A 19,369-nucleotide genomic window follows, 5' to 3' on the forward strand; every position below is an offset into this window, starting at 1 on the left:
CCAACGGCAAGCTGGCGACGCCGATCCACTTCGGGTCCTGGACCGGGAGTGTCGGCGCTAGATCCACTCCGGGAACGCCGGCTCCGGCAGCGGCCCGGTGGCGCCGTCGCGGCCGGCCTCGACGGCCGCGCCGAGCCCCAGCAAGGTGGCTTCACCACCGCGGGCGCCCCACAGGGCCAGCGCGACCGGGAGCCCGTGGACCAGCTCGAGCGGCACCGAGAGGATCGGCGCACCGGCCAGCGCGCTGGGGGTGCTGGCGCCGCCGCAGAAGGAGTCGCCGTTGACCAGGTCGAGGGGGGTGGCCGGGCCGGTGGTGGGGGCGACCAGCGCGTCGAGGCGGTGCTCGGCCAGCACCCGGTCGAGCTCGTCGATCCCTGCGGCGCGGCAGGCGGCCTGCGCCTCGGCGTACGCCGGTGAGTCGAGCCCGTCGGTGGCGAGCGCCCGCTCGAAGAGCCCCTGCCCGAACCACGACAGCTCGCGGTCGGCGTGGGCGCGGTTGAAGGCGACGACGTCGTCCAGGGTGCGCACCGCGGCGCCGCGGCCGGCGAGGTACGCCGCCAGCGCGGGGACCAGCTCGGTGAGCATCAGGGTCAGCTCGTGCTCGGGGTCGAAGGCGTCCAGGGCCGGCAGGGCGATGTCGTCGACGACCTCGACGCCGGCGGCGGCCAGCAGTCCGAGCGCGCGCTCCGCGGCCGCGTCGGCAGCCGGGCTGTAGCCCCACAGGCTCCGCGGCACGCCGACCCGCCTGCCCGGTGCGCCCACGGCGCCGAGGTCGGTGGTGGCGCCGGCCAGCACGTCGTAGAGCGCGGTCGTCGCCGCCACGGTCAGCGCCATCGGGCCGGGCGCGTCCTGGGTCGAGGAGATCGGCACCACGCCCGACGTGGGCACCCGGCCCACCGTCGGCTTGAGCCCGACGACCCCGCAGGCGGCGGCCGGCATCGAGATCGAGCCGTCGGTCTCCGTCCCCACGGCGTACGGCGCGAGCCGGGCCGCGACCGCGGCGGCGCTGCCCGAGCTGGAGCCCCACGCGGTGCGGTTGAGCGCGTAGGGGTTGCGGGTCAGCCCGCCGTGCGCGCTCCACCCCGAAGTCGAGTGCGGGTCGCGGATGTTGGCCCACTCGCTGAGGTTGGCCTTGCCGAGCACGACCATCCCGGCCGCCCGCAGCCGCTGCACCAGCGGCGCGTCCTCGGCCGGTGGCACGCCGGCCAGGGCCAGCGAGCCCGCGGTCGACGCGAGCCCCGCGGTGTCGACGTTGTCCTTGACCAGCACCGCCCGGCCGTGCAGCGGCGAGCGGGTGCGGCCGGCCGCGGCCTCCTCGTCCAGAGCGCGCGCCTCGGCCAGGGCGTCCGGGCCGAGCGCGTTCACCGACGCGATCTGCGGGTCGACCTCCGCCACCAGCGCGAGCAGCCGCGCCACCTCCGCCTCGGCGGGCCCCTGGTCCACACCAGCATGCTGTCAGCAGGGCACCTTGACGTTTCGGGCGGCCGGTTGGGGGAGAGGCTCGCGCCATGGCCCGTCGCACCCTCCCCGGACTCTGTGCCGCGCTGCTCGCCGCCGCGCTCGTCGGCACCCTCGCCCTCACCGGTCCGGCCCCGGCCGGCGCCGCGCCGTCGGCGTCCGACTCCGCCCGCCCGGCCGCGACCACGACCGGCGCGCCGGCCGAGCGGCGGACCCGCGCCGATGTCCTCAAGCGCAACAAGCTGTACCGGCTCCCGGCCATGACGAGCGCCGGCTGCGCCGCCGCCTCGACGGTCCCGCTGGACACCTCGGCCGACCTGCTCGCCTACTACCGCTCCGTGCTGCCGTGCCTCGACGCGGCGTGGAAGGGCGACTGGAAGAAGCTGCGCAAGGCCGGCTACCGGTTCCAGGCGCCGAAGCTCAAGGTCCACGACGGCTCGGTGCGGACGAAGTGCGGCACCCCGGGCGCGCTCTCGTTCTACTGCCCGGCCAACCACACCATCTACATGTACGACGCCGAGATCGTCGGGCCGTGGAACTCCTACGCCGGCGACGACTACGCGCACGGCTCGATCAGGCTGGCGGCGACGCACACCCTGGCCCACGAGTACGGCCACCACGTGCAGACCCTGGTCGGGATGTTCGACGCCATCGGCGCGCGCTACCGCGGCAACCTCGAGCGCCGCGCCGAGCTGCAGGCCAGCTGCCTGGGCAACGTGTTCCTGTCCTCGCAGCGCGACGCCTACCCGATCCTCGCCGACTACGCCCAGCACCCGGAGTACTGGCGCTACATCGAGGTGGCCAACCACGGCTCGGTGCCCAGCCAGGCCTACTGGACCGACCAGGGCTACGCCACCGCGACCCCCGGCGCGTGCAACACCTTCATGGCGCCGGCCGCCCAGGTGTCCTGACCGCTGCGAACCGCAGCGCTCCCCGAGGCATCACACCTGGTGACGCACCCGACGACCCGATGAGGATCCCGTGACCCACCTCCGACCCACCCGCCGCAGCCTGCTCCTGGGCGGCGCCGCCACCCTCGGCGCCGCAGCCGCCTCACCGCTGCTCGCCGCGCCCGCCTCGGCCAACACCGGCTCGATCAGCGTGGTCACCGCGAACATCCGCTACCGGCTGCCCTGGGAGCAGTGGGCCACCGACCTCGGCCGCGCGGCGTACGGCGCGCACCTGCTCGCGGTCAACGAGGCGTTCCGCTACCCCAACGAGCTCGCCTACTGGGCCGCGCTCAACGGCTGGCACCTCTACCAGCCGACCGGCCCCGGCTCGACCAACGCACTGCTGGCCCGGGCCTCGATGTTCGACCCGGTCGGGCAGGGCAACGCCCACCAGTGGGGCGACGAGGGCTCGACCAAGCCCTACCCGACGTACAACACCTTCGCGATCTGGCGCGAGAAGCTCACCGGGCTGACCATCACCCACCTCAACGTGCACCTCCAGCGCGGCATCGAGAAGGGCGGCCACCCCGGCGGCCGCTTCCACGACGACCGGGTCGCCGGCGCCCAGGCCCAGATCGACCAGGCGCTGAAGATGGCGACCTACGCCCTCGGCGGCAGCGAGGTCGTGCTCTCCGGCGACCTCAACATCGACTACGTCAAGGACTCCAGGGTCAAGGACCCGAGCTTCCCGTTCATGGCCTGGGAGCACGGCGGCACGCGCCGGGGCCCGGAGCTGCGCTCGTGCTACTCGACGTTCGGGGTCGAGCCCGGCGGCACGCACGGCGCGTCCGGCAAGCGGCGCTACATCGACTACATCTACGAGTACGCCCGGACCCGGAGCAAGCGGAAGCTGGCGATGCGCGGCTACCAGTTCGTGGACCTGCTGTACTCCGACCACGACGCGGTCCTCGCGCAGTTCGCGATCGACACCAACGGCGGGCTCAAGGACGGCAGCAGGGCCTAGGTAGGTTGGCCGGATGCGCACGGCGGTCGAGCAGGACGCGGTCGTGTTCCGGCTGGCCGACGAGGACCACGCCCACCACGAGGTCACGGTCTGGCTGGACCTGGTGCCGCCGGCGGGCTGGCCGGAGTCGCTCGTGCTGGAGCCGGTCGCGGGCGGCTGGGAGCTGCGGCTGCCGGTCCCCGACCTGGACTGCCTGGAGTACCTCCTCGTGGCCGACGGCGACATGGCGCCCGACCCGGCCAACCCCGACCAGGTCGACGGCGCGTTCGGGCCGCACTCGTGGCTGGCCATGCCCGGCTACGTGCCGCCGGCGTGGCTGGACGCCGAGCCGCGCTCCGGCGAGCGCCACGAGCTGAGCGCCGCCGACGTCGACGTCGCCGTCTGGCAGCCCTCGGACGAGCCGCTGCCGCTGCTGCTGGTCCACGACGGTGCGGAGATGGAGGCGTGGGGCCGCGTCGTGCACTACGCCGCGACCCGGCCCACCCCGCTGCGGGTCGCGCTGCTGAGCCCGGGCGAGCACCGCGACGAGCGGTACGCCGCCAACCCGGCCTACGCCGACGCGCTGGTCGACGAGGTGCTGCCGGCCCTCGCCGCGGCGTACCCCACCGTCGGCAGGCCGGTGCTCCTCGGCCAGAGCCTGGGTGGGCTCGCGGCGGTGCACGCGGGCTGGCTGCGCCCGGAGGCGTTCGCGGGCGTCGCGGCCCAGTCGGGGTCGTTCTTCACGCCGGTGCTGGACCCGCAGGAGTCGGGCTACATCCACTTCGACCGGGTCGTCGGCTTCGTGGCCTCGCTGCACGAGTCGACCGGCACGCCCCTCGACTTCCCGCCGGTGGCGATGACGTGCGGCACCGCGGAGGAGAACCTGGCCAACAACCGGCTGCTGCAGACCCACCTGCTCGACCTCGGCGCCGACGTCTCCTGGGGCGAGGTGCGGCAGGGGCACACCTGGATGTGCTGGCGCGACAGCCTCGACCCGCACCTCGGCGCCCTCCTCGCGAAGGCCTGGGGCTGATGGAGCGCCACCAGGTCGAGCTCGACTCGCCGTTCGGGCGGCCCGGCACCGTGATCCGCTACGGCCACTCCGGTCGCCCGGTCCTGGTCTTCCCGGCCGAGCAGGGCCGCGCCTGGGACTGGGAGGCCCACGGCATGGTCGACGCGGTCGCCGACCTCGTCGACGCCGGCCGGGCCAAGCTCTACTGCGTCGACTCCTTCGACGGCGAGTCCTGGTCCAACCGCGACCTCCCGCTCGAGGAGCGCGCCCGCCGCCACGGCGCCTACACGAGCTGGCTGACCGACGCCGTCGTGCCCTTCATCGGCGCCGACAGCCCCGGCGCCTCCGACGCCGTGGTCACCGGCTGCTCGATGGGCGCCTACCACGCCCTCCAGCTGTCCCTGACCCGCGCCGACCTGTTCCCGGTCGCGCTCTGCCTCAGCGGCAACTACGACCCCTCGACGTGGCACGCGTGGGGCGAGCGCGGCGACGCGGCGTACTTCACCAACCCCACCGATCACCTCGCCCACGCCGGCGGCGACCACCTCGAGTGGCTGCGCCGGCGGCTGTACGTCGTCCTCACCGTCGGCCAGGGCGCCTGGGAGACCCACCCGACCGGCTCGCTGCCCGCCGCGCACGCGATGGACGCGCTGCTCGCCGCGAAGGGGATCCCGCACGAGCTCGATGTGTGGGGTCACGACGCCGCCCACGACTGGGACTGGTGGGCCAGGCAGCTCGCGCACCACCTGCCGCGGTTCTGCTGAGGCTCAGGAGGGCGGGAAGTGGGCCGTCGCCACGGCGACGGCCACGACGCTGCCCCGACCCCAGCTCTGGGCGGCGCCCGGTCCGCAGGAGAGCGTGACCGAGCCGGGCTGCGCGAGCACGAACACGTCCTGCAGGAACCCGCTGCCCTCCTGGCCGGCCGGCACCGCGACGTAGGCCTGGTCCCCGCCGGATCCGGTGCTGCCCAGGTTGCAGGAGCCGGAGCTCGCCGACGCGCTGAACAAGTCGGCCCGGGCGGTCACGGCGTAGGTCCCGGCCGGCAGCGGCACGATCACGGTGAGCTGGGTCCCGAAGCCGTCGCTGCTCGCCGCGTAGGCGTCCGACGGGCCGCGCTCTCCCTTCGGCCCGGTCGGCCCGGCCGGACCCGCCGGCCCCTTCGGGCCGGCGGGGAGCTGACCGGCGGCGAAGTCGGCGGCGGTGAGGCTGCCGTCCTTGACCTTGGCCGAGGTGACGGCGCCCTTCTTGAGCTGGGCGGTGCCGACCACGCCCTTCGCCAGGGTGCCGGCGTACGACGCGCCGCCGGCGGTGGCGACGGCGGCGAGCAGGGACAGAGCGGCGAGGACGAGGACCACCGCGGTGCGGCGGCGGGTGCGGGAGGAGGTCATGGCCCGAGGGTGGACCGGGACCCTTTCAGGAACCTTTCGCCCGGCGGGGCCGCGCGCGGGGTTGGCGCGGAGCGCGTTGCGGGCACAGAGTCAGGGCGAGGACCACCAAGCGGATCCGCATCGACGTGCTCGGAGGAGACCACGGATGACCAACCGGGACCACCTGATCGGCCTGCTGCTCGGCGCCGAGGAGGACTGGCCCCGGGCCTTCGAGGAGGTGCTGCGCCGGGTCGGGCCGCTCGACGTCGGCGGCGAGACCCACACGGTCTCCAGCGAGCGGCTGTCCATCGAGCCGTTCCGCCTCGACGACCCGGTCCGCACCGAGCTGGTCATCGACCGGCTCGCGCACTGGTACTACCACCCGCGCGAGTGGCTCAAGAAGGCCGCGCTGGTCAACGGGACCTACCTGCTCAACAGCCCCTTCACGTTCCAGTCGATGGAGAAGCACTCGGCGTACTGCGCGCTGGTCCGGATGGGCTTCAACGTGCCGCCGACGACGCTGGTGCCCTACAAGAACCCCGTCGACAACGTCCGCTGGGCCTACACCGCCTCGAAGTACAACCGCGAGTTCGACCTCGACGCCATCGCCCAGGACCTCGGCTACCCGCTCTACATGAAGCCGTTCGACGGCGGCGCCTGGCGCGGTGTCTCGCGCATCGGCGACCGGGGCGACCTGCACCGCGCGTACGACGAGTCCGGCGAGATGCTCATGCACCTGCAGGCCACCGTGGACTACGACCACTTCGCCCGCGCGCTGTCCATCGGGCCCGAGACCATGGTGATGGACTTCCGGCCCGACCAGCCGATGCACCAGCGCTACGCGGTCAACCACGGCTTCCTCTCGGAGTCCGCGGGCCAGCAGGCCGTGGCGATCAGCCGGATCGTGAACGCGTTCTTCCTCTGGGAGTTCAACTCCGCGGAGATGCTCGTGGTCGGCGACGACGTCTACCCGATCGACTACGCCAACGCCTGCCCCGACGTCGCCGTCACCTCGCTGCACTACTACTTCCCGTGGGCCATCACCGCGCTGGTGCGCTGGTCGACGTACTGCGTCGTCACCGGCCGCACCACCGACGTGGACCTGCAGACCCGCCGGTACTTCGAGATCGCCGACACCCCCGGGCTGTCCTACGAGGACAAGCTCGAGCGCTACCTCGCGCTGGCCGACGAGCACTTCGAGACCGACCGGTACTGGGAGTGGTGCGGCGAGCACCTCGCCCACCTGTCGGAGGCCGTGCTCGAGTGGGTCACCGGCGACGACTTCGACCGGTTGCTGCGCGAGACGGTCGAGGCCACCTACCCGCCGCACGAGCAGGAGCAGTTCCTCGCCCACTTCCGCGGGCTGGTCGGGCTGTGGGCCAGCGAGCAGATCGGCGTCTAGGGCCGGTACGTCGTCTGGCCGTGCTCGTCGCCGAAGACCAGCACCTTGTCCGGGGGCACCCGGAAGACCAGCGCGCCGTCGTGGGTGCCGTCGCCCTGGTCGGTGAGCTCGAAGAACCGGCCGTCGCGGACCTCCCAGCGCCAGTCACCGGCGTACTTGTCCTCCCAGGCCGCGGTCAGCTCGCGCAGCAGCGCCTCGTCCTCGACCCGCGCGGCGACGCCCTCGACGCTGAGGTCCTTGCCGTGGGCCCAGCCGTCGGCGCCGAGCGGGCCGGCGGCGACGACCACGTGCGGGTCGTGCTCGAGGTTGCGCATCTTCTGCTCGGCGTCACCGGTGCAGAAGAAGAAGGCGCCGTCGCGCCACACGCCGCACAGGGGGACGGCGTGCGGGCGGCCGTCGCGGCGCACGGTGACCAGCCAGTAGAGCCGGGCCGCTGTCAGCCGGGCCTCCACCTCCGCCCACGAGGGGGCGGTGGCCGACGGGTCGCCGTACAGCGGGGAGATCGTCATGAGCCTGCCGACTCGGCGTCGCGCACGGACTCATCGGAGAATGGGGGCATGCGGTTCACCGAGCGCGAGCTGACCGTCGCGCTGCAGGGCGCGGCCAAGACCGTGCTCGCGGCGCAGGACAAGGACGTCCGCAAGGGCCGTCGTACGCCGGACGAGGCGTGGGAGGCGCTGGGCAAGTTCCAGCGGTTCCAGCTCCTCGACGGCCTCGGCGACCAGCTGCTGCCGGTGCTGGTGGCGCTGCCGGACGTCGAGGTCGCGCCGGGCACGCGCCCGACCTTCACCGAGGCGCAGGTCCGCAGCACCGTGGAGGAGCACGCGGGCGTCGCGGCGCGTGGGCTCAAGGGCCGGGTGCTGGTCCAGGCGCGGGTCGCGCTGGTCACCGCCGCGCTGGAGGCCCTGCCGCCGCGGGCGGACCCGGACGCGTTGATCGTGCCCGACCACCTCTAGGTCAGCCGAGCGCCGCGTCCACGACCTTCTTGGCCTCCGCCTGCACCTCGGCCAGGTGGTCGGGGCCGCGGAAGGACTCGGCGTAGATCTTGTAGACGTCCTCGGTCCCCGACGGCCGCGCGGCGAACCAGGCCGACTCGGTGGTGACCTTGAGCCCGCCGATCTTCGCGCCGTTGCCGGGCGCCTCGGTGAGCTTGGCCGTGATCTCCTCGCCCGCCAGCGACGTGGCGGAGACGTCGTCGGCGGACAGCGCCGAGAGCTTCGCCTTCTGCTCGCGCGAGGCGGGCGCGTCGATGCGGGCGTACGCCGGGTCGCCGTGATCGGCGACCAGGTCGGCGTAGTGCTCGCTCGGGCTGCGCCCGGTCCTCGCGAGGATCTCCGAGGCCAGCAGGGCCAGGATGATGCCGTCCTTGTCGGTGGTCCAGGTGGTGCCGTCGGTGCGCAGGAACGACGCGCCCGCCGACTCCTCGCCGCCGAAGCCGAAGGAGCCGTCGATCAGCCCGGGCACGAACCACTTGAAGCCGACCGGCACCTCGACCAGAGGCTTGCCGAGCGACTCGGCGACCCGGTCGATCATCGAGCTGGAGACCAGCGTCTTGCCGATGCGCGCGCCGTCGGGCCAGCCGGGGCGGGCGCCGCCGAAGAGGTACTGGATGGCGACCGCGAGGTAGTGGTTGGGGTTCATCAGCCCGGCGTCGGGGGTGACGATGCCGTGCCGGTCGGAGTCGGCGTCGTTGCCGGTGGCGATCTGGAAGCGGTCCTTCTGCGCGACCAGCGAGGCCATCGCGGACGGCGAGGAGCAGTCCATCCGGATCTTGCCGTCCCAGTCCAGCGTCATGAACCGCCACGTGGCGTCGACGAGCGGGTTGACCACGGTCAGCTCGAGCCCGTGCCGCTCGGCGATCGCGCCCCAGTAGTCGACCGACGCCCCGCCGAGCGGGTCCGCTCCGATCCGGATGCCGGCGTCCTTGATCGCGGCCAGGTCGACGACCGACGGCAGGTCGTCGACGTAGGTCCCCAGGAAGTCGTACGCCTCCACCGCGGCCCGGGCGCGCGCGAACGGCACCCGCTGCACGCCGTCCAGCCCGGCCCGGATCAGCTCGTTGGCCCGGTCGGCGATCACCTTCGTCGCGTCGGTGTCGGCCGGCCCGCCGTGGGGCGGGTTGTACTTGAAGCCGCCGTCGCTCGGCGGGTTGTGCGACGGCGTCACCACGATGCCGTCGGCCAGCCCGCTCTGCTGGCCGCGGTTGGCCCGGATGATCGCGTGGCTGACCGCCGGCGTCGGCGTGTAGCGGTCCGCGCTGTCGACCAGCACCGTCACGTCGTTGGCCACCAGCACCTCGAGCGCCGTCGCCCACGCCGGCTCGGACAGCCCGTGGGTGTCGCGGCCGATGAACAGCGGCCCGTCGTAGCCCTGGTCACGCCGGTAGTCGCAGATCGCCTGCGTGGTCGCCGCGATGTGCCACTCGTTGAACGCCGTGTCCAGCGAGGACCCGCGGTGGCCGCTGGTGCCGAAGACCACCTGCTGCTCGGCGACGTCGGGATCGGGGATGCCGGTGTAGTACGCCGTCACCAGGTGCGGCAGGTCCACCAGGTCCTGCGGCTCGGCGGGCTGTCCTGCGCGCGGGTCGGCCATGGGGTCATCATGCTCCGCGCGCGAGCCACGCGCTCAGCGCGGTCAGCACCTCGCCCGGCGCCTCGAGCTGGACCAGGTGGCCGGCGCCCGGGATCTCGGTGAGCTCCGCGCCCGGGACCAGGGCCGCGAGCCGGCGGCCGGTGGCCAGCGGGATCCAGCCGTCGTCGGTGCCCCACACGATCCGCACCGGCAGGTCGAGGGTCGGCAGGGCCCGTTCGTCGGCCTCGATGAGGTCCACGTCGTAGTCCTCGATCTGGCGGTAGAACGCCGCCTGTCCCTCCGCGCCAAGCCACGGCGCCACGAGCGCGTCGAGGGTCTCCGACCCGAGGTCGCGGTGCAGCGCGTCGCCGACGTAGGCCCGGACCACCGCCTCGTGGACGTAGGCCGGCAGCCCGGCCAGCACCCCGCGGTGCTCCTGGACGAACCGGAAGAACGGCGAGCCGCTCGGCCCGATCGCGACCACGTCGGCCAGGAACAGCGAGGCGTACGCCGCCCCCTCGACCAGGTGGGCCCGCAGGGCCACCAGCCCGCCGAGGTCGTGGGCGACCACGTGTGGGCGCTCGAGGCCCCAGTGGTCGAGCAGCGCGGCCAGCGCCCGGGCGTGCACGCCGGCGTGGACGTCGTGCGCCGGGTCCTTCGACGAGCGGCCGTAGCCGGGCAGGTCCCACAGGTGCACGGCGTACTCGGTCGCCAGCGCGTCGGCGACCGGCGCCCAGGTCGCCGAGGACCACGGGGTGCCGTGGCAGAAGACCACCGCGGGCCCGTCGCCGCGGGTGTCCCAGGCGATCCGCCGACCCTCCCAGGCGAAGGTCCGACTCAGCTCCACGGGCCCATCATGGTGGGCCGGGGAGGGTAGGCGAGGCCCGGTCGGTCGCGGGGCGGAATGCGGCGGGTTCCTCCGAGCGGCCGACCCGACCGCTGGACCACCACCCCAGGGTCACCGCGAAGCCACCCGGGCGGGTGGCCGCGTCGGGTCTGCTTGCGTCATGGCCCTGCTCGACCTCCCCGCGGGGACATCCCTGCAACCCGCGGCGGGGGTCGAGCAGGGGCCTGTCCACCCCTCGCTGCCGGCGGTCCTGCGCCGGGTCGGGGTCAACCTGCTGGTCGCGTGCGTGGTGCCGGGGGTGCTGTTCTTCACCCTGTTCGTCACCGCGGGCGTGTGGGTGGCGATCGGCTGCGCGCTGCTGTGGTCCTACGGCGCGATCGGCGTGCGCTGGGCGACCGGGCGCCGGCCCTCGGGGATGCTGCTGCTGACCGCGGCCGTCCTCACGGTGCGCACGCTGGTGGCGCTGGCCGCGGACAGCACGTTCGTCTACTTCCTCCAGCCCGTGCTCACCGACCTGGTGCTCGGCACGGCGTTCCTGGCCTCGGCCCTGACCGCCCGGCCGGTGGTCGCGCGGCTGGCCGGCGACTTCTACCCGCTGACCGCCGAGCTGCACGCGCGCTGCGGCATCCAGCGGCTCTTCCGCCGGCTCACCCTGCTGTGGGCGGCCGCGCTGCTGGGCAAGGCCACCGTCGTGCTGATCCTGCTGTTGAGCCAGCCGCTGACCACGTTCGTGCTGGCCAAGACCGTCGTCGTGCCGGTCACCAACGCCACCTGCATCGTGCTCACGATCCTGGCCGCGAGCGCGGTGGCGCGGCGCGAGGGACTGCTGGCCCGGACGGAGACCGTCTCGCTACGTTGAGCCCGTGCACCGGCCGCGCGGCGACGCCTGATGCTGCTCGCCGCCCTGCTGGTGCTGCTCGCCGGGTGGCTGGCCGTCGGGCCGTGGTCGCTGCTCCTGTTCGTCGTGGCACTCGCCGTGCCGGTCGTGCGCCGCCGGCTGCGGCCGCGCCGGTGGACCGTGCTGGCCCTGGTGGTGCTCGGGGCCGCGGCAGTCGTCACCGTGGCCGTGCTGCCGGACGGCCGGCTGCCGATCCCGCCCGGCGGTGGGCTGCTCGTCACGCCGGCCTACGTCGGGCACGCGGCCACACCGCGGCCGCTCGAGCTCGGCACGGTGCCGCAGCACCCGCACCTCGCGCCGAACGGGGGCAGCTCGATGCACGACGACGCGTGGGCCACGGACAGCTACGTCGGGGCGGGCCCGCTCGGGGTGGACCCCGAGGTCAGCAGCGCGTGGTACGGCCTCGAGGAGTGCGCCACCCTCGCCTTCGACCGCGACGACCGGCTGGTCGCGCTGTGCGGCAACCGCAGCGGTCCGGTCCTGCACCTGCTGGACCCGGACACCATGCGTCCGCTCACGACCCTGGACCTGCCCGACCGCGAGCCGTCGGACCGGCGGCCGTGGGAGGACCTCTGCGGCGGCGCGTACTTCTACCTCGACGCCGACGACCGGGCCGTCGTGGCCACGACCGATCGCCGGGTGCTGACCGTCGAGACGCCGTCGCTGCGGGTGGTCGACGAGGCCGACCTGGGTGACCGGGTGCCCGACGACGACTGCCTGGTCGCCGTGCTGCCGGACTGGGCCGGCCACACCTGGTACGTCACCCAGGACGGCCGCGCCGGCGCCACGGAGGGCGCCGCGCCGCTGGAGCTGGGCGGCGAGGTGGCCAACTCGGTCGCGGTCGACGAGACCGGGCTCTACCTCGTCACCACCGCGGAGCTGGTCAAGGTGGCGCTCGACGACACCGGTGCGCCGCAGGTGCTCTGGCGCACGGCGTACGAGAACGCGGGCGAGCACAAGCCGGGCCAGCTCAGCGCCGGCAGCGGGACGACGCCCACGGTGCTGCCCGGCGGGCTCGTCGCCATCACCGACAACGCCGAGCCGCGCATGCACGTGCAGTTCTACGACGGTGCCGACGGCCGGCTGGTCTGCCAGGCTCCGGTCTTCGGCGCCGACCGCAGCGCGACCGACAACTCCCTCGTCGCCGTGGGCGACGCCAGCGTCGTGGTGGAGAACAACCACGGCTACACCGCGCCGTGGAGCACCGTGGTCGGCCGCGCCCCGGCGGGTGGGCTCGCCCGGGTCGACGCCGACGGCGGCGAGTGCTCGGTGGCCTGGACCTCCGACGAGGTCGCGCCGACCTCGGTGGCCAAGGTGTCGTTGGCCACCGGGCTGGTCTACGCCTACACCACGCGGTCGTCGTGGTGGGGGGTCAGCGCCTGGTACCTCACCGCGATCGACGCCCGCACCGGCGCCACCGCCTTCTCGGTGCGCACCGGCACGGGGACGCTGTTCAACAACCACTACGCCGCGGTCACGCTCGGACCCGACGGCTCGGCGTACGTCGCCACCCTGGGCGGGATGGTCAGGATCAGAGACCGCTGAGGTCGTCCGGCACGTCGACCGCGTGCTCGCGCAGCGCCTCGAGCGGCACGATCTGGAGCACCGCCTCGTTGGTCGCGGCCAGGACCACGGGCGCCGCCGCGCCGGCCTGGAAGGCGCGCGCCCAGTTGTAGGCGGTCACGCACCACCGGTCCCCGGGCACCAGCCCCGGGAACGAGAACTGCGGCATGGGCGTGGTCAGGTCGTTGCCGATGCCGCGCTGGTGCTCGAGGAACGCCGCGGTCACGACCGCGCAGATGGTGTGGCTGCCGCGGTCCTCCGGGCCGGTGGCGCAGCACCCGTCGCGGTAGAAGCCGGTCACCGGCTCGGTGCCGCACGGCTCCAGCTCGCCGCCCAGGACGTTGCGCTCTTCCACGGCGTCAGTCTCCCTCAGCGGCCCGGCGCTTCTCGTCCTGGTCGCGGCGCCGCCTGACCTCCGCGCGCGCCAGGACCACCGCGAGCACCACCGGCCAGACGTACGTCGCGTGGTCCAGCACCCAGCGCAGCCACCCCGGCAGCGACCAGTCGGGCAGGTCCGGTGAGGGGAGGTCGGGCCACGGGATGTCCGGCCAGGGGATCGACGGGAGGTCGGGCCAGGGGATCGAGGGCAGGTCCGGCCACGGGAGGCTGACCGCGAACCGCAGGACCAGCACGCTGAGCAGGATCGGCACCACGACCTTGGCCACGCCGCCGAGGCCGGCCAGGGCGGCGTAGCGCGTCGGGTGCTCGCGGACCCGGTGCTCGTACGCCGCGGCGCGGCTCCCCGGCGCGGGCACCAGGTCGGTCCCGCCGAGCCCGGTGAGCGCCCCGGCGCTCTCGCCGGCGTCGTACAGCGTGGCCCGCCGGGGCGTGCCCAGGCCGGAGTGGACGACGCGGAGCGTCTGGCCGGCGGCCTCGACGGTGACCTTGTCGTCCATGGTCTTCTTCTCGGCGCGCAGCTCGTCGTCGACGTACCACCGCACCTGGTGGGCGAACGAGCCGCCGGCCACGACGCGGTGGCGCCGGCCGTCGTGCTCGAGCGTCCAGACCTGGTCGGTGGCCACGCCCCGACGCTAGGCAGCGCGCGGGATGGTCACATCGGGCTCAGGTCGGCCCACCCGCGACTTTGGTCAGGGGTAGCTGATCCCCGTGGCCTCCTCGCTCAGCGCCCAGAGCCGGCGGGCGGCGTCCGGGTCGCGCGAGAGCGCGCTGGAGGTGACCACCTGCGGGGCGCCCGCGACCTCGCCGAGCCCGCCGGGTCCGACGTACGTCGCGCCGGGGAGCTCGGCCGTCGCGGCCATGAGCACCGGCCAGGCGCCGTGCGCGGCGGGCTGGGAGACCGCCTTGATGGTCGCGTCGAGGATGGAGGCGAGGCCGCCGGAGGAGCGGCCGTACTGGCCGTTGGCGGCCAGGTGGGTCCCGGAGAAGCCGGGGTGCGCGGCCAGGGCTTGCACCGGCAGCTCCTTCTCCCGGGCGCGCCGCTCGAGCTCGTGGGTGAAGAGCAGGTTGGCCAGCTTGGACTGCCCGTAGACCTGCCACTTCCGGTAGACACCGCGCGTCGGCGCGAACGACGTCGGCGCGCGGCGGGCCGTCTTGTGCAGCAGGCTCGAGACGGTCACCACCCGCCCGGCCTTGCTGGCCAGCAGCTGGGGGAGCAGCAGGCCGGTGAGCAGGAACGGCCCGAGGTGGTTGGTGGCCAGCTGCAGGTCGAAGCCGTCCTCGGTGCTGCGGCGCGACGTGCCCATCACGCCGGCGTTGTTGACCAGCACGTCGAGCGGTCCGAGGTCCTGGGCGTCCGCCGCGGCGGCGCGGACCGAGGCCAGCGAGGCCAGGTCGACCTCGAGCCCCTCGAGCGCGGCGGTCGGCACCTCGGCCGTGACCGCGGCCCGGGTCTCGGCCAGCTTGGCCGGGCTGCGTCCGGCCAGGACCACGCGCGCGCCGCGGCGGGCCAGCTCCAGGGCGGTGGCGTGCCCGATGCCACCGACCGACGTGCCGGTCACCACGACGGTGCGCCCGGCCTGGTCCGGGATGTCGGCCAGCCCCCAGACGTCGGTCACGGGGTGGTCGCCAGCACCGCGAGGACCCGGGTGCCGAGCTCCTCGTCGCCCTCGACCACGACGGCGCCCGGCTCGGCCGCGCGCCGCCCGCCGGCCAGCCGGATGAACGACTCGCGGTCCATCCGCAGGCGCACCGTCGGCTCCGCCGGCGGCGCCACCGGCCGGCCGCGGCCGTCGTCGCCGACCGAGAACGCCCGTGGCTCGTGCCCCTCGACCTCGAGCACGGCGGTCGTCCCGGCCGGCGCCTGCGCCTTCTTGGCCAGCACGTAGCCGAACCCCTCGGCCAGGTAGTCGGCCGTGTGCCGGGCGGCGGGGGTGTCCAGGCCGCCGGGGCGGCCGACCGCACGGCGCACGTCCTGCTCGTGCATCCACACGTCCAGCGGCCGGTTGCGCAGCAGGGTGCGCCACGACCACGGCACGCCGCCGAAGATCACCGGCGGCGTGGCGTCGCCGTCGGTCGGCGGGTCGGCCAGCAGCTGGGTGTGCCGCGCGGTGGTCACCTCGCGCAGCTCGGTGATGATCGCGTCCGCGCTGGCCTCGCGCCGGCCGACCACCCCGATCTCGGTGTAGAGCCCCATCGGGCCCCTCACGTGCGGCGGCTCGCCGATGTCCGCGGTCTCCTCCGGCCGGCCCGCGAGGACGCTCTCGAGGTGGGCGGTGTGCGCCGCGCACGCCCGCACGTCCCACCCCGGCAGGTCCGTCGGCGTCGACCACTCCGCCTCCGGCAGCTCCTCCAGCAGCCTCACGAGGTCGTCGACCGCCTGCCACCAGACCTCGACGTAGCCGGCCAGCTCCTCGCGGTCGTCGGTCACCCGGCCACCGTAGTGCCGCGGCTGGGTCGCCCCCGCAGAATGGTCCGGTGACCGCACGTGTGCGCGCCCCCGAGCTCCGTGGCCGGGGCTGGCTCAACACCGGCGGGGCGGCGTACCGCATCGCCGACCTGCGCGGCCGGTTCGTGCTGCTCGACTTCTGGACCTTCTGCTGCGTCAACTGCCTGCACGTGCTGGAGGAGCTGCGCCCGGTCGAGGAGGAGTACGCCGAGGAGCTGGTCGTCGTCGGGGTCCACTCGCCCAAGTTCGTGCACGAGGCCGACCCGGACGCGCTGGCCGCGGCGGTGGAGCGCTACGAGGTGCGGCACCCGGTCCTCGACGACCCCGAGCTCATCACCTGGCAGGCCTACACCGCGCGGGCCTGGCCGACGCTGGTGCTGGTCGACCCGGAGGGCTACGTCGTCGCGCAGTACGCCGGCGAGGGGCACGCGCACGCCCTCGGCCGGCTGCTCGGCGAGCTGGTCGAGGAGCACCGGGCCAGGGGCACGCTCCAGCCGGGCGACTCGCCGTACGTCGCCCCGGAGATCGAGCCCAGCACGCTGCGCTTCCCGGCCGACGCGGCGCCGCTCGGGGACGGTCGGGTGCTGGTGGCCGACGCCGGCCACGACCGGGTGGTCGAGCTGTCCGCCGAGGGCGACGAGCTGCGCTCGTGGAACGGGTTCGCCGAGCCCAACGGCCTGTGCGTGGTCGGCGCCACGGCCTACGTCGCGGACACGGTGCACCACCAGCTCGCGAGCATCGACCTCGGGAGCGGCGAAGTGCGGGTGCTGGCCGGTGACGGCGAGCAGTGGATGCAGGGCGACGGCACCGAGCGGCTGAGCAGCCCGTGGGCCGTGGCCTGGTGGCGCGAGCGGGTGTGGATCGCGATGGCCGGGATCCACCAGCTGTGGACCTACGACCCGACCACCGGTGCGGTCGAGGTGGCCGGCGGCACGACCAACGAGGGGCTGCTCGACGGCCCGCTGGCCGAGGCGTGGTTCGCCCAGACCTCCGGGCTCGCGGCCGACGGCGACCGGCTGTGGCTGGCCGACAGCGAGACCTCGTCGCTGCGCTTCGTCGAGGACGGCGTCGTCCGCACCGCGGTCGGTGAGGGGCTCTTCGACTTCGGCTTCCGTGACGGCCCCGCCGACCAGGCGCTGTTCCAGCACCCGCTCGGGGTGACCGTGCTGCCCGACCGCAGCGTGGCGGTGTGCGACACCTACAACGGCGCGGTCCGCCGCTACGACCCGGCCACCGGCGAGGTCACCACGCTCGCCGGCGGGCTGGCCGAGCCGGCGGCGGCGTACGTCTCCGGGGCTGAGCTCGTGGTGGTCGAGGGCAACGCGCACCGGCTGACCCGGGTCCCGCTCGGGCACGCCAGCCGGACCGAGGGGTTCAGCCACACCACCCAGCGCCCGGTCACCGAGGTCGCGGCCAGGCTGCGGCTGGAGGTGACCTTCGAGCCGCCGCCCGGGCAGAAGGTCGACGACCGGTTCGGGCCCCCCTCGCAGCTCGTGGTCGAGGCCACCCCGCCCGCGCTGCTGCGCGAGGGTGAGGGCCGCGACACGGCGCTCACCCGCACGCTGGTCCTCGACGCGTCGGTGGGCGAGGGCGTGCTGCACGTGGCCGCCCGCGCCGCGTCCTGCGACATCGAGGGCGACGGCGCGGCCTGTCACATCCACCAGCAGGACTGGGGCGTACCCATCCGCATCGGTGCTGACGCCGACGGCGTGCTCACGCTCCCGCTGGGCGGCTCGGCGTGACCGGCCCGGCCGCGGTCCTCGACCGGCTCAACGCCCGGCACCCCTGGAGCCACAACGACCACTTCCACGGCTGGGTGCTGCGCCACCTCCCCGAGCGCCGCGGCTCCGCCCTCGACGTCGGCTGCGGGCGCGGCGGCCTGCTGGCCCGGCTGGCCGGCGCGTTCGACCACGTCAGCGGCATCGACGTGGACGCCGAGATGGTCGCGGCCGCCCGGGTCCGGGTCCCGCGCGCCGACGTGCGCCGGGAGTCGCTGCTCGACGCCCGCGGCCGGCACGACCTGGTCACGGTCGTCGCCACCCTCCACCACGTCCCGCTCGAGGACGGCCTGCGTGCCGCCCGTGACCTCGTCGCCCCGGGTGGGCGGCTGCTCGTCATCGGCCTGGCCCGCACCGCCTCGCCCACCGACCTCGGCGTCGACCTGGCCAGCTCCGCGCTCAACCCGCTCGTCGGCCTGGCCAAGCACCCGCGCGTCGAGCGCGGCGGGCCGCGGCCGGCCGACGTGCCGGTCAAGGACGCGCACGAGTCGTACGCCGAGGTCCGCGCCGCCGCCACCCGCCTGCTGCCGGGCTCCCGCTTCCGGCACCGGATGTGGTTCCGCTACACGCTGGCCTGGGAGCGCTGATGGGCGACGGGGACCACCTGGTCGCGATCCACGACCACCTCCGCGGCGAGCTGGCCCAGCTGCGCGAGCTGGTCGGCGAGGTCGAGCGCGGCCGCCGCGACGCGGCCGACGCCCGGCACGCGATCAGCACCATGACGCTGCGGCAGAACGACTGGACGCTCGGCACCTACTGCCAGACCTACTGCCGGGTGGTGACCATGCACCACTCGATCGAGGACCAGGCGATGTACCCGCGCCTGCGCGCCGCCGAGCCCACTCTCGGTCCGGCTCTCGACCGGATGCTCGAGGAGCACCACGCCGTGCACGGCCGCCTCGAGGCCCTCGATCAGGCCCTCGTCGCACTGGTCACCGAGCCCGATCGCGGGGTCGTCGACGTGGCCGCCGCGCTGGAGGGCCTCGAGGCCACGCTGCTCGCGCACCTGACCTACGAGGAGGACCAGCTCGTCGAGCCGCTCAACCGCCTCGGGTTCGGGCTCTAGGCACGCAGCGCCAGCATCGCCGCGATGCCGAGCATGGTGAGGCCGATGAGCACGTCCAGGACCTGCCACGCGCGTGGTCGCGACAGCAGGGGCGAGGCGTAGCGCGCGCCGTACCCGAGGCCGCCGAACCACAGCAGCGACGCGATCGACGCTCCGGCCGCGAACCACCACCGGCCGGTGTGGCCGTGGGTGTTGGCCACCGAGCCGAGCAGCAGCACGGTGTCGAGGTAGACGTGCGGGTTGAGCCAGGTCAGCGCGGTCACCCGCAGCACGGCCGCACGCAGGCTGAGCGGCTCGGGGCCGGCCACGTCCAGGGCGGACGCGCGGCGCGCGGCCAGCAGCGACGAGACGCCGTACCAGGTCAGGAAGGCCACGCCGAGCCACCGGACCACGTCGACCAGCCAGCCGGCCTGGCGGATGACGGTGCCGATGCCGGCCACGCCGGCCAGGATGAGCACCAGGTCCGAGATCGCGCAGATGGCCACGACCGGGCCGACGTGCTCGCGGGCCAGCCCCTGCCGCAGCACGAACGCGTTCTGCGCGCCGATGGCGACGATGAGGGACAGCCCCGTGAGCAGGCCGGCGGCGGACGAGTCGAGCACCCGACCACGCTAGGCACCGGGACCGCCCTTAGACCAGCGAAGGATTCTGCAGTCGCATTAGCCTGGC

General features: G+C 74.4%; 21 protein-coding genes. 11 read left to right on the forward strand and 10 right to left on the reverse strand.

Annotated elements, in window-relative coordinates; translation table 11 throughout:
• Nucleotides 1-57: 57 nt before the first annotated feature.
• Complete coding sequence (locus G5V58_RS23995) at nt 58-1,443, reverse strand: amidase family protein (RefSeq protein ID WP_165237938.1); 1,386 nt, start codon at nt 1,441-1,443, stop codon at nt 58-60.
• A gap of 65 nt (nt 1,444-1,508) precedes the next feature.
• Here G5V58_RS23995 and G5V58_RS24000 point away from each other — a divergent pair, with 65 nt between their 5' ends.
• The 4 genes from G5V58_RS24000 (at nt 1,509) to G5V58_RS24015 (ending at nt 5,127) form a co-directional block, all read left to right on the forward strand.
• A complete protein-coding gene (locus G5V58_RS24000; protein WP_165237940.1) occupies nt 1,509-2,369 on the forward strand; it encodes a neutral zinc metallopeptidase in 861 nt (286 codons plus the stop codon).
• Between the two features lie 70 nt (nt 2,370-2,439).
• A complete protein-coding gene (locus tag G5V58_RS24005; RefSeq protein ID WP_165237942.1) occupies nt 2,440-3,372 on the forward strand; it encodes an endonuclease/exonuclease/phosphatase family protein in 933 nt (310 codons plus the stop codon).
• Between the two features lie 13 nt (nt 3,373-3,385).
• Nucleotides 3,386-4,384: an alpha/beta hydrolase gene (locus G5V58_RS24010; RefSeq protein WP_165237944.1), complete on the forward strand. Its 999-nt coding sequence runs from the start codon at nt 3,386-3,388 to the stop codon at nt 4,382-4,384.
• On the forward strand, nt 4,384-5,127 hold the full coding sequence (locus G5V58_RS24015; RefSeq protein ID WP_165237946.1) for an esterase family protein: 744 nt from the start codon (nt 4,384-4,386) through the stop codon (nt 5,125-5,127). Before G5V58_RS24010 ends, G5V58_RS24015 begins: the two co-directional genes overlap by 1 nt.
• 3 nt (nt 5,128-5,130) lie before the next feature.
• Here the strand turns inward: G5V58_RS24015 and G5V58_RS24020 are convergent, their stop codons facing one another.
• Nucleotides 5,131-5,751, reverse strand: a complete 621-nt coding sequence (locus tag G5V58_RS24020; protein WP_165237948.1) for a hypothetical protein — start codon at nt 5,749-5,751, stop codon at nt 5,131-5,133.
• A 145-nt stretch (nt 5,752-5,896) separates the two neighbouring features.
• On the opposite strand from G5V58_RS24020, the gene G5V58_RS24025 reads away from it, so the two are divergent.
• The gene (locus G5V58_RS24025) at nt 5,897-7,132 is read left to right on the forward strand and encodes an ATP-grasp domain-containing protein (RefSeq protein ID WP_165237950.1); all 1,236 of its coding nucleotides are present in this window, start codon (nt 5,897-5,899) and stop codon (nt 7,130-7,132) included.
• On the opposite strand, the gene G5V58_RS24030 is transcribed toward G5V58_RS24025, so the two are convergent.
• Nucleotides 7,129-7,641: a pyridoxamine 5'-phosphate oxidase family protein gene (locus G5V58_RS24030; RefSeq protein WP_165237952.1), complete on the reverse strand. Its 513-nt coding sequence runs from the start codon at nt 7,639-7,641 to the stop codon at nt 7,129-7,131. The genes G5V58_RS24025 and G5V58_RS24030 overlap by 4 nt on opposite strands.
• A 48-nt stretch (nt 7,642-7,689) precedes the next feature.
• Between G5V58_RS24030 and G5V58_RS24035 the strand changes: the two genes are divergently transcribed.
• Entirely contained in the window at nt 7,690-8,088 is a 399-nt protein-coding gene (locus G5V58_RS24035) for a hypothetical protein (RefSeq protein ID WP_165237954.1), read from the forward strand.
• Between the two features lies 1 nt (nt 8,089).
• Here the strand turns inward: G5V58_RS24035 and pgm are convergent, their stop codons facing one another.
• Complete coding sequence (gene pgm / locus G5V58_RS24040) at nt 8,090-9,724, reverse strand: phosphoglucomutase (alpha-D-glucose-1,6-bisphosphate-dependent) (RefSeq protein WP_165237956.1); 1,635 nt, start codon at nt 9,722-9,724, stop codon at nt 8,090-8,092.
• 7 nt (nt 9,725-9,731) lie between these two features.
• Entirely contained in the window at nt 9,732-10,550 is an 819-nt protein-coding gene (locus tag G5V58_RS24045; RefSeq protein ID WP_165237958.1) for an alpha/beta fold hydrolase, read from the reverse strand.
• 160 nt (nt 10,551-10,710) lie between these two features.
• On the opposite strand from G5V58_RS24045, the gene G5V58_RS24050 reads away from it, so the two are divergent.
• Both G5V58_RS24050 and G5V58_RS24055 read left to right on the forward strand, forming a co-directional pair.
• Nucleotides 10,711-11,409, forward strand: a complete 699-nt coding sequence (locus G5V58_RS24050; RefSeq protein WP_165237960.1) for a VC0807 family protein — start codon at nt 10,711-10,713, stop codon at nt 11,407-11,409.
• A 30-nt stretch (nt 11,410-11,439) separates the two neighbouring features.
• Nucleotides 11,440-12,993 (forward strand): hypothetical protein, encoded by a 1,554-nt coding sequence (locus G5V58_RS24055; protein WP_165237963.1) that lies wholly within the window; start codon nt 11,440-11,442, stop codon nt 12,991-12,993.
• Here the strand turns inward: G5V58_RS24055 and G5V58_RS24060 are convergent.
• The 4 genes from G5V58_RS24060 to G5V58_RS24075 all read right to left on the reverse strand — a co-directional run bounded on the left by G5V58_RS24060 (nt 12,980) and on the right by G5V58_RS24075 (nt 15,838).
• Nucleotides 12,980-13,366 carry a DUF2237 family protein gene (locus G5V58_RS24060; protein WP_165237965.1) on the reverse strand — a complete coding sequence of 129 codons (387 nt, stop codon included), beginning with the start codon at nt 13,364-13,366 and terminating at the stop codon, nt 12,980-12,982. The genes G5V58_RS24055 and G5V58_RS24060 overlap by 14 nt on opposite strands.
• Before the next feature lie 4 nt (nt 13,367-13,370).
• Nucleotides 13,371-14,033 (reverse strand): hypothetical protein, encoded by a 663-nt coding sequence (locus G5V58_RS24065; protein WP_165237967.1) that lies wholly within the window; start codon nt 14,031-14,033, stop codon nt 13,371-13,373.
• A gap of 66 nt (nt 14,034-14,099) precedes the next feature.
• Nucleotides 14,100-15,026: an oxidoreductase gene (locus tag G5V58_RS24070; protein ID WP_165237969.1), complete on the reverse strand. Its 927-nt coding sequence runs from the start codon at nt 15,024-15,026 to the stop codon at nt 14,100-14,102.
• A complete protein-coding gene (locus G5V58_RS24075) occupies nt 15,023-15,838 on the reverse strand; it encodes a maleylpyruvate isomerase family mycothiol-dependent enzyme (RefSeq protein ID WP_165237971.1) in 816 nt (271 codons plus the stop codon). The genes G5V58_RS24070 and G5V58_RS24075 overlap by 4 nt, the downstream gene beginning before the upstream one ends.
• Nucleotides 15,839-15,885: 47 nt before the next feature.
• Between G5V58_RS24075 and G5V58_RS24080 the strand changes: the two genes are divergently transcribed.
• Genes G5V58_RS24080 through G5V58_RS24090 form a run of 3 tightly spaced genes read left to right on the forward strand, consistent with a single transcriptional unit; the run spans nt 15,886 to nt 18,700 of the window.
• Nucleotides 15,886-17,598 carry a thioredoxin-like domain-containing protein gene (locus G5V58_RS24080; protein ID WP_165237973.1) on the forward strand — a complete coding sequence of 571 codons (1,713 nt, stop codon included), beginning with the start codon at nt 15,886-15,888 and terminating at the stop codon, nt 17,596-17,598.
• Entirely contained in the window at nt 17,595-18,221 is a 627-nt protein-coding gene (locus tag G5V58_RS24085; protein ID WP_165237975.1) for a class I SAM-dependent methyltransferase, read from the forward strand. The genes G5V58_RS24080 and G5V58_RS24085 overlap by 4 nt, the downstream gene beginning before the upstream one ends.
• Nucleotides 18,221-18,700: a hemerythrin domain-containing protein gene (locus G5V58_RS24090; protein WP_165237978.1), complete on the forward strand. Its 480-nt coding sequence runs from the start codon at nt 18,221-18,223 to the stop codon at nt 18,698-18,700. Before G5V58_RS24085 ends, G5V58_RS24090 begins: the two co-directional genes overlap by 1 nt.
• Here G5V58_RS24090 and G5V58_RS24095 read toward each other — a convergent pair.
• On the reverse strand, nt 18,697-19,302 hold the full coding sequence (locus G5V58_RS24095) for a LysE/ArgO family amino acid transporter (protein ID WP_165237980.1): 606 nt from the start codon (nt 19,300-19,302) through the stop codon (nt 18,697-18,699). The two genes, G5V58_RS24090 and G5V58_RS24095, sit on opposite strands and share 4 nt — an antisense overlap.
• Nucleotides 19,303-19,369 lie beyond the last annotated feature (67 nt).

It is taken from the genome of Nocardioides anomalus, assembly GCF_011046535.1.
GTDB lineage: Bacteria > Actinomycetota > Actinomycetes > Propionibacteriales > Nocardioidaceae > Nocardioides > Nocardioides anomalus.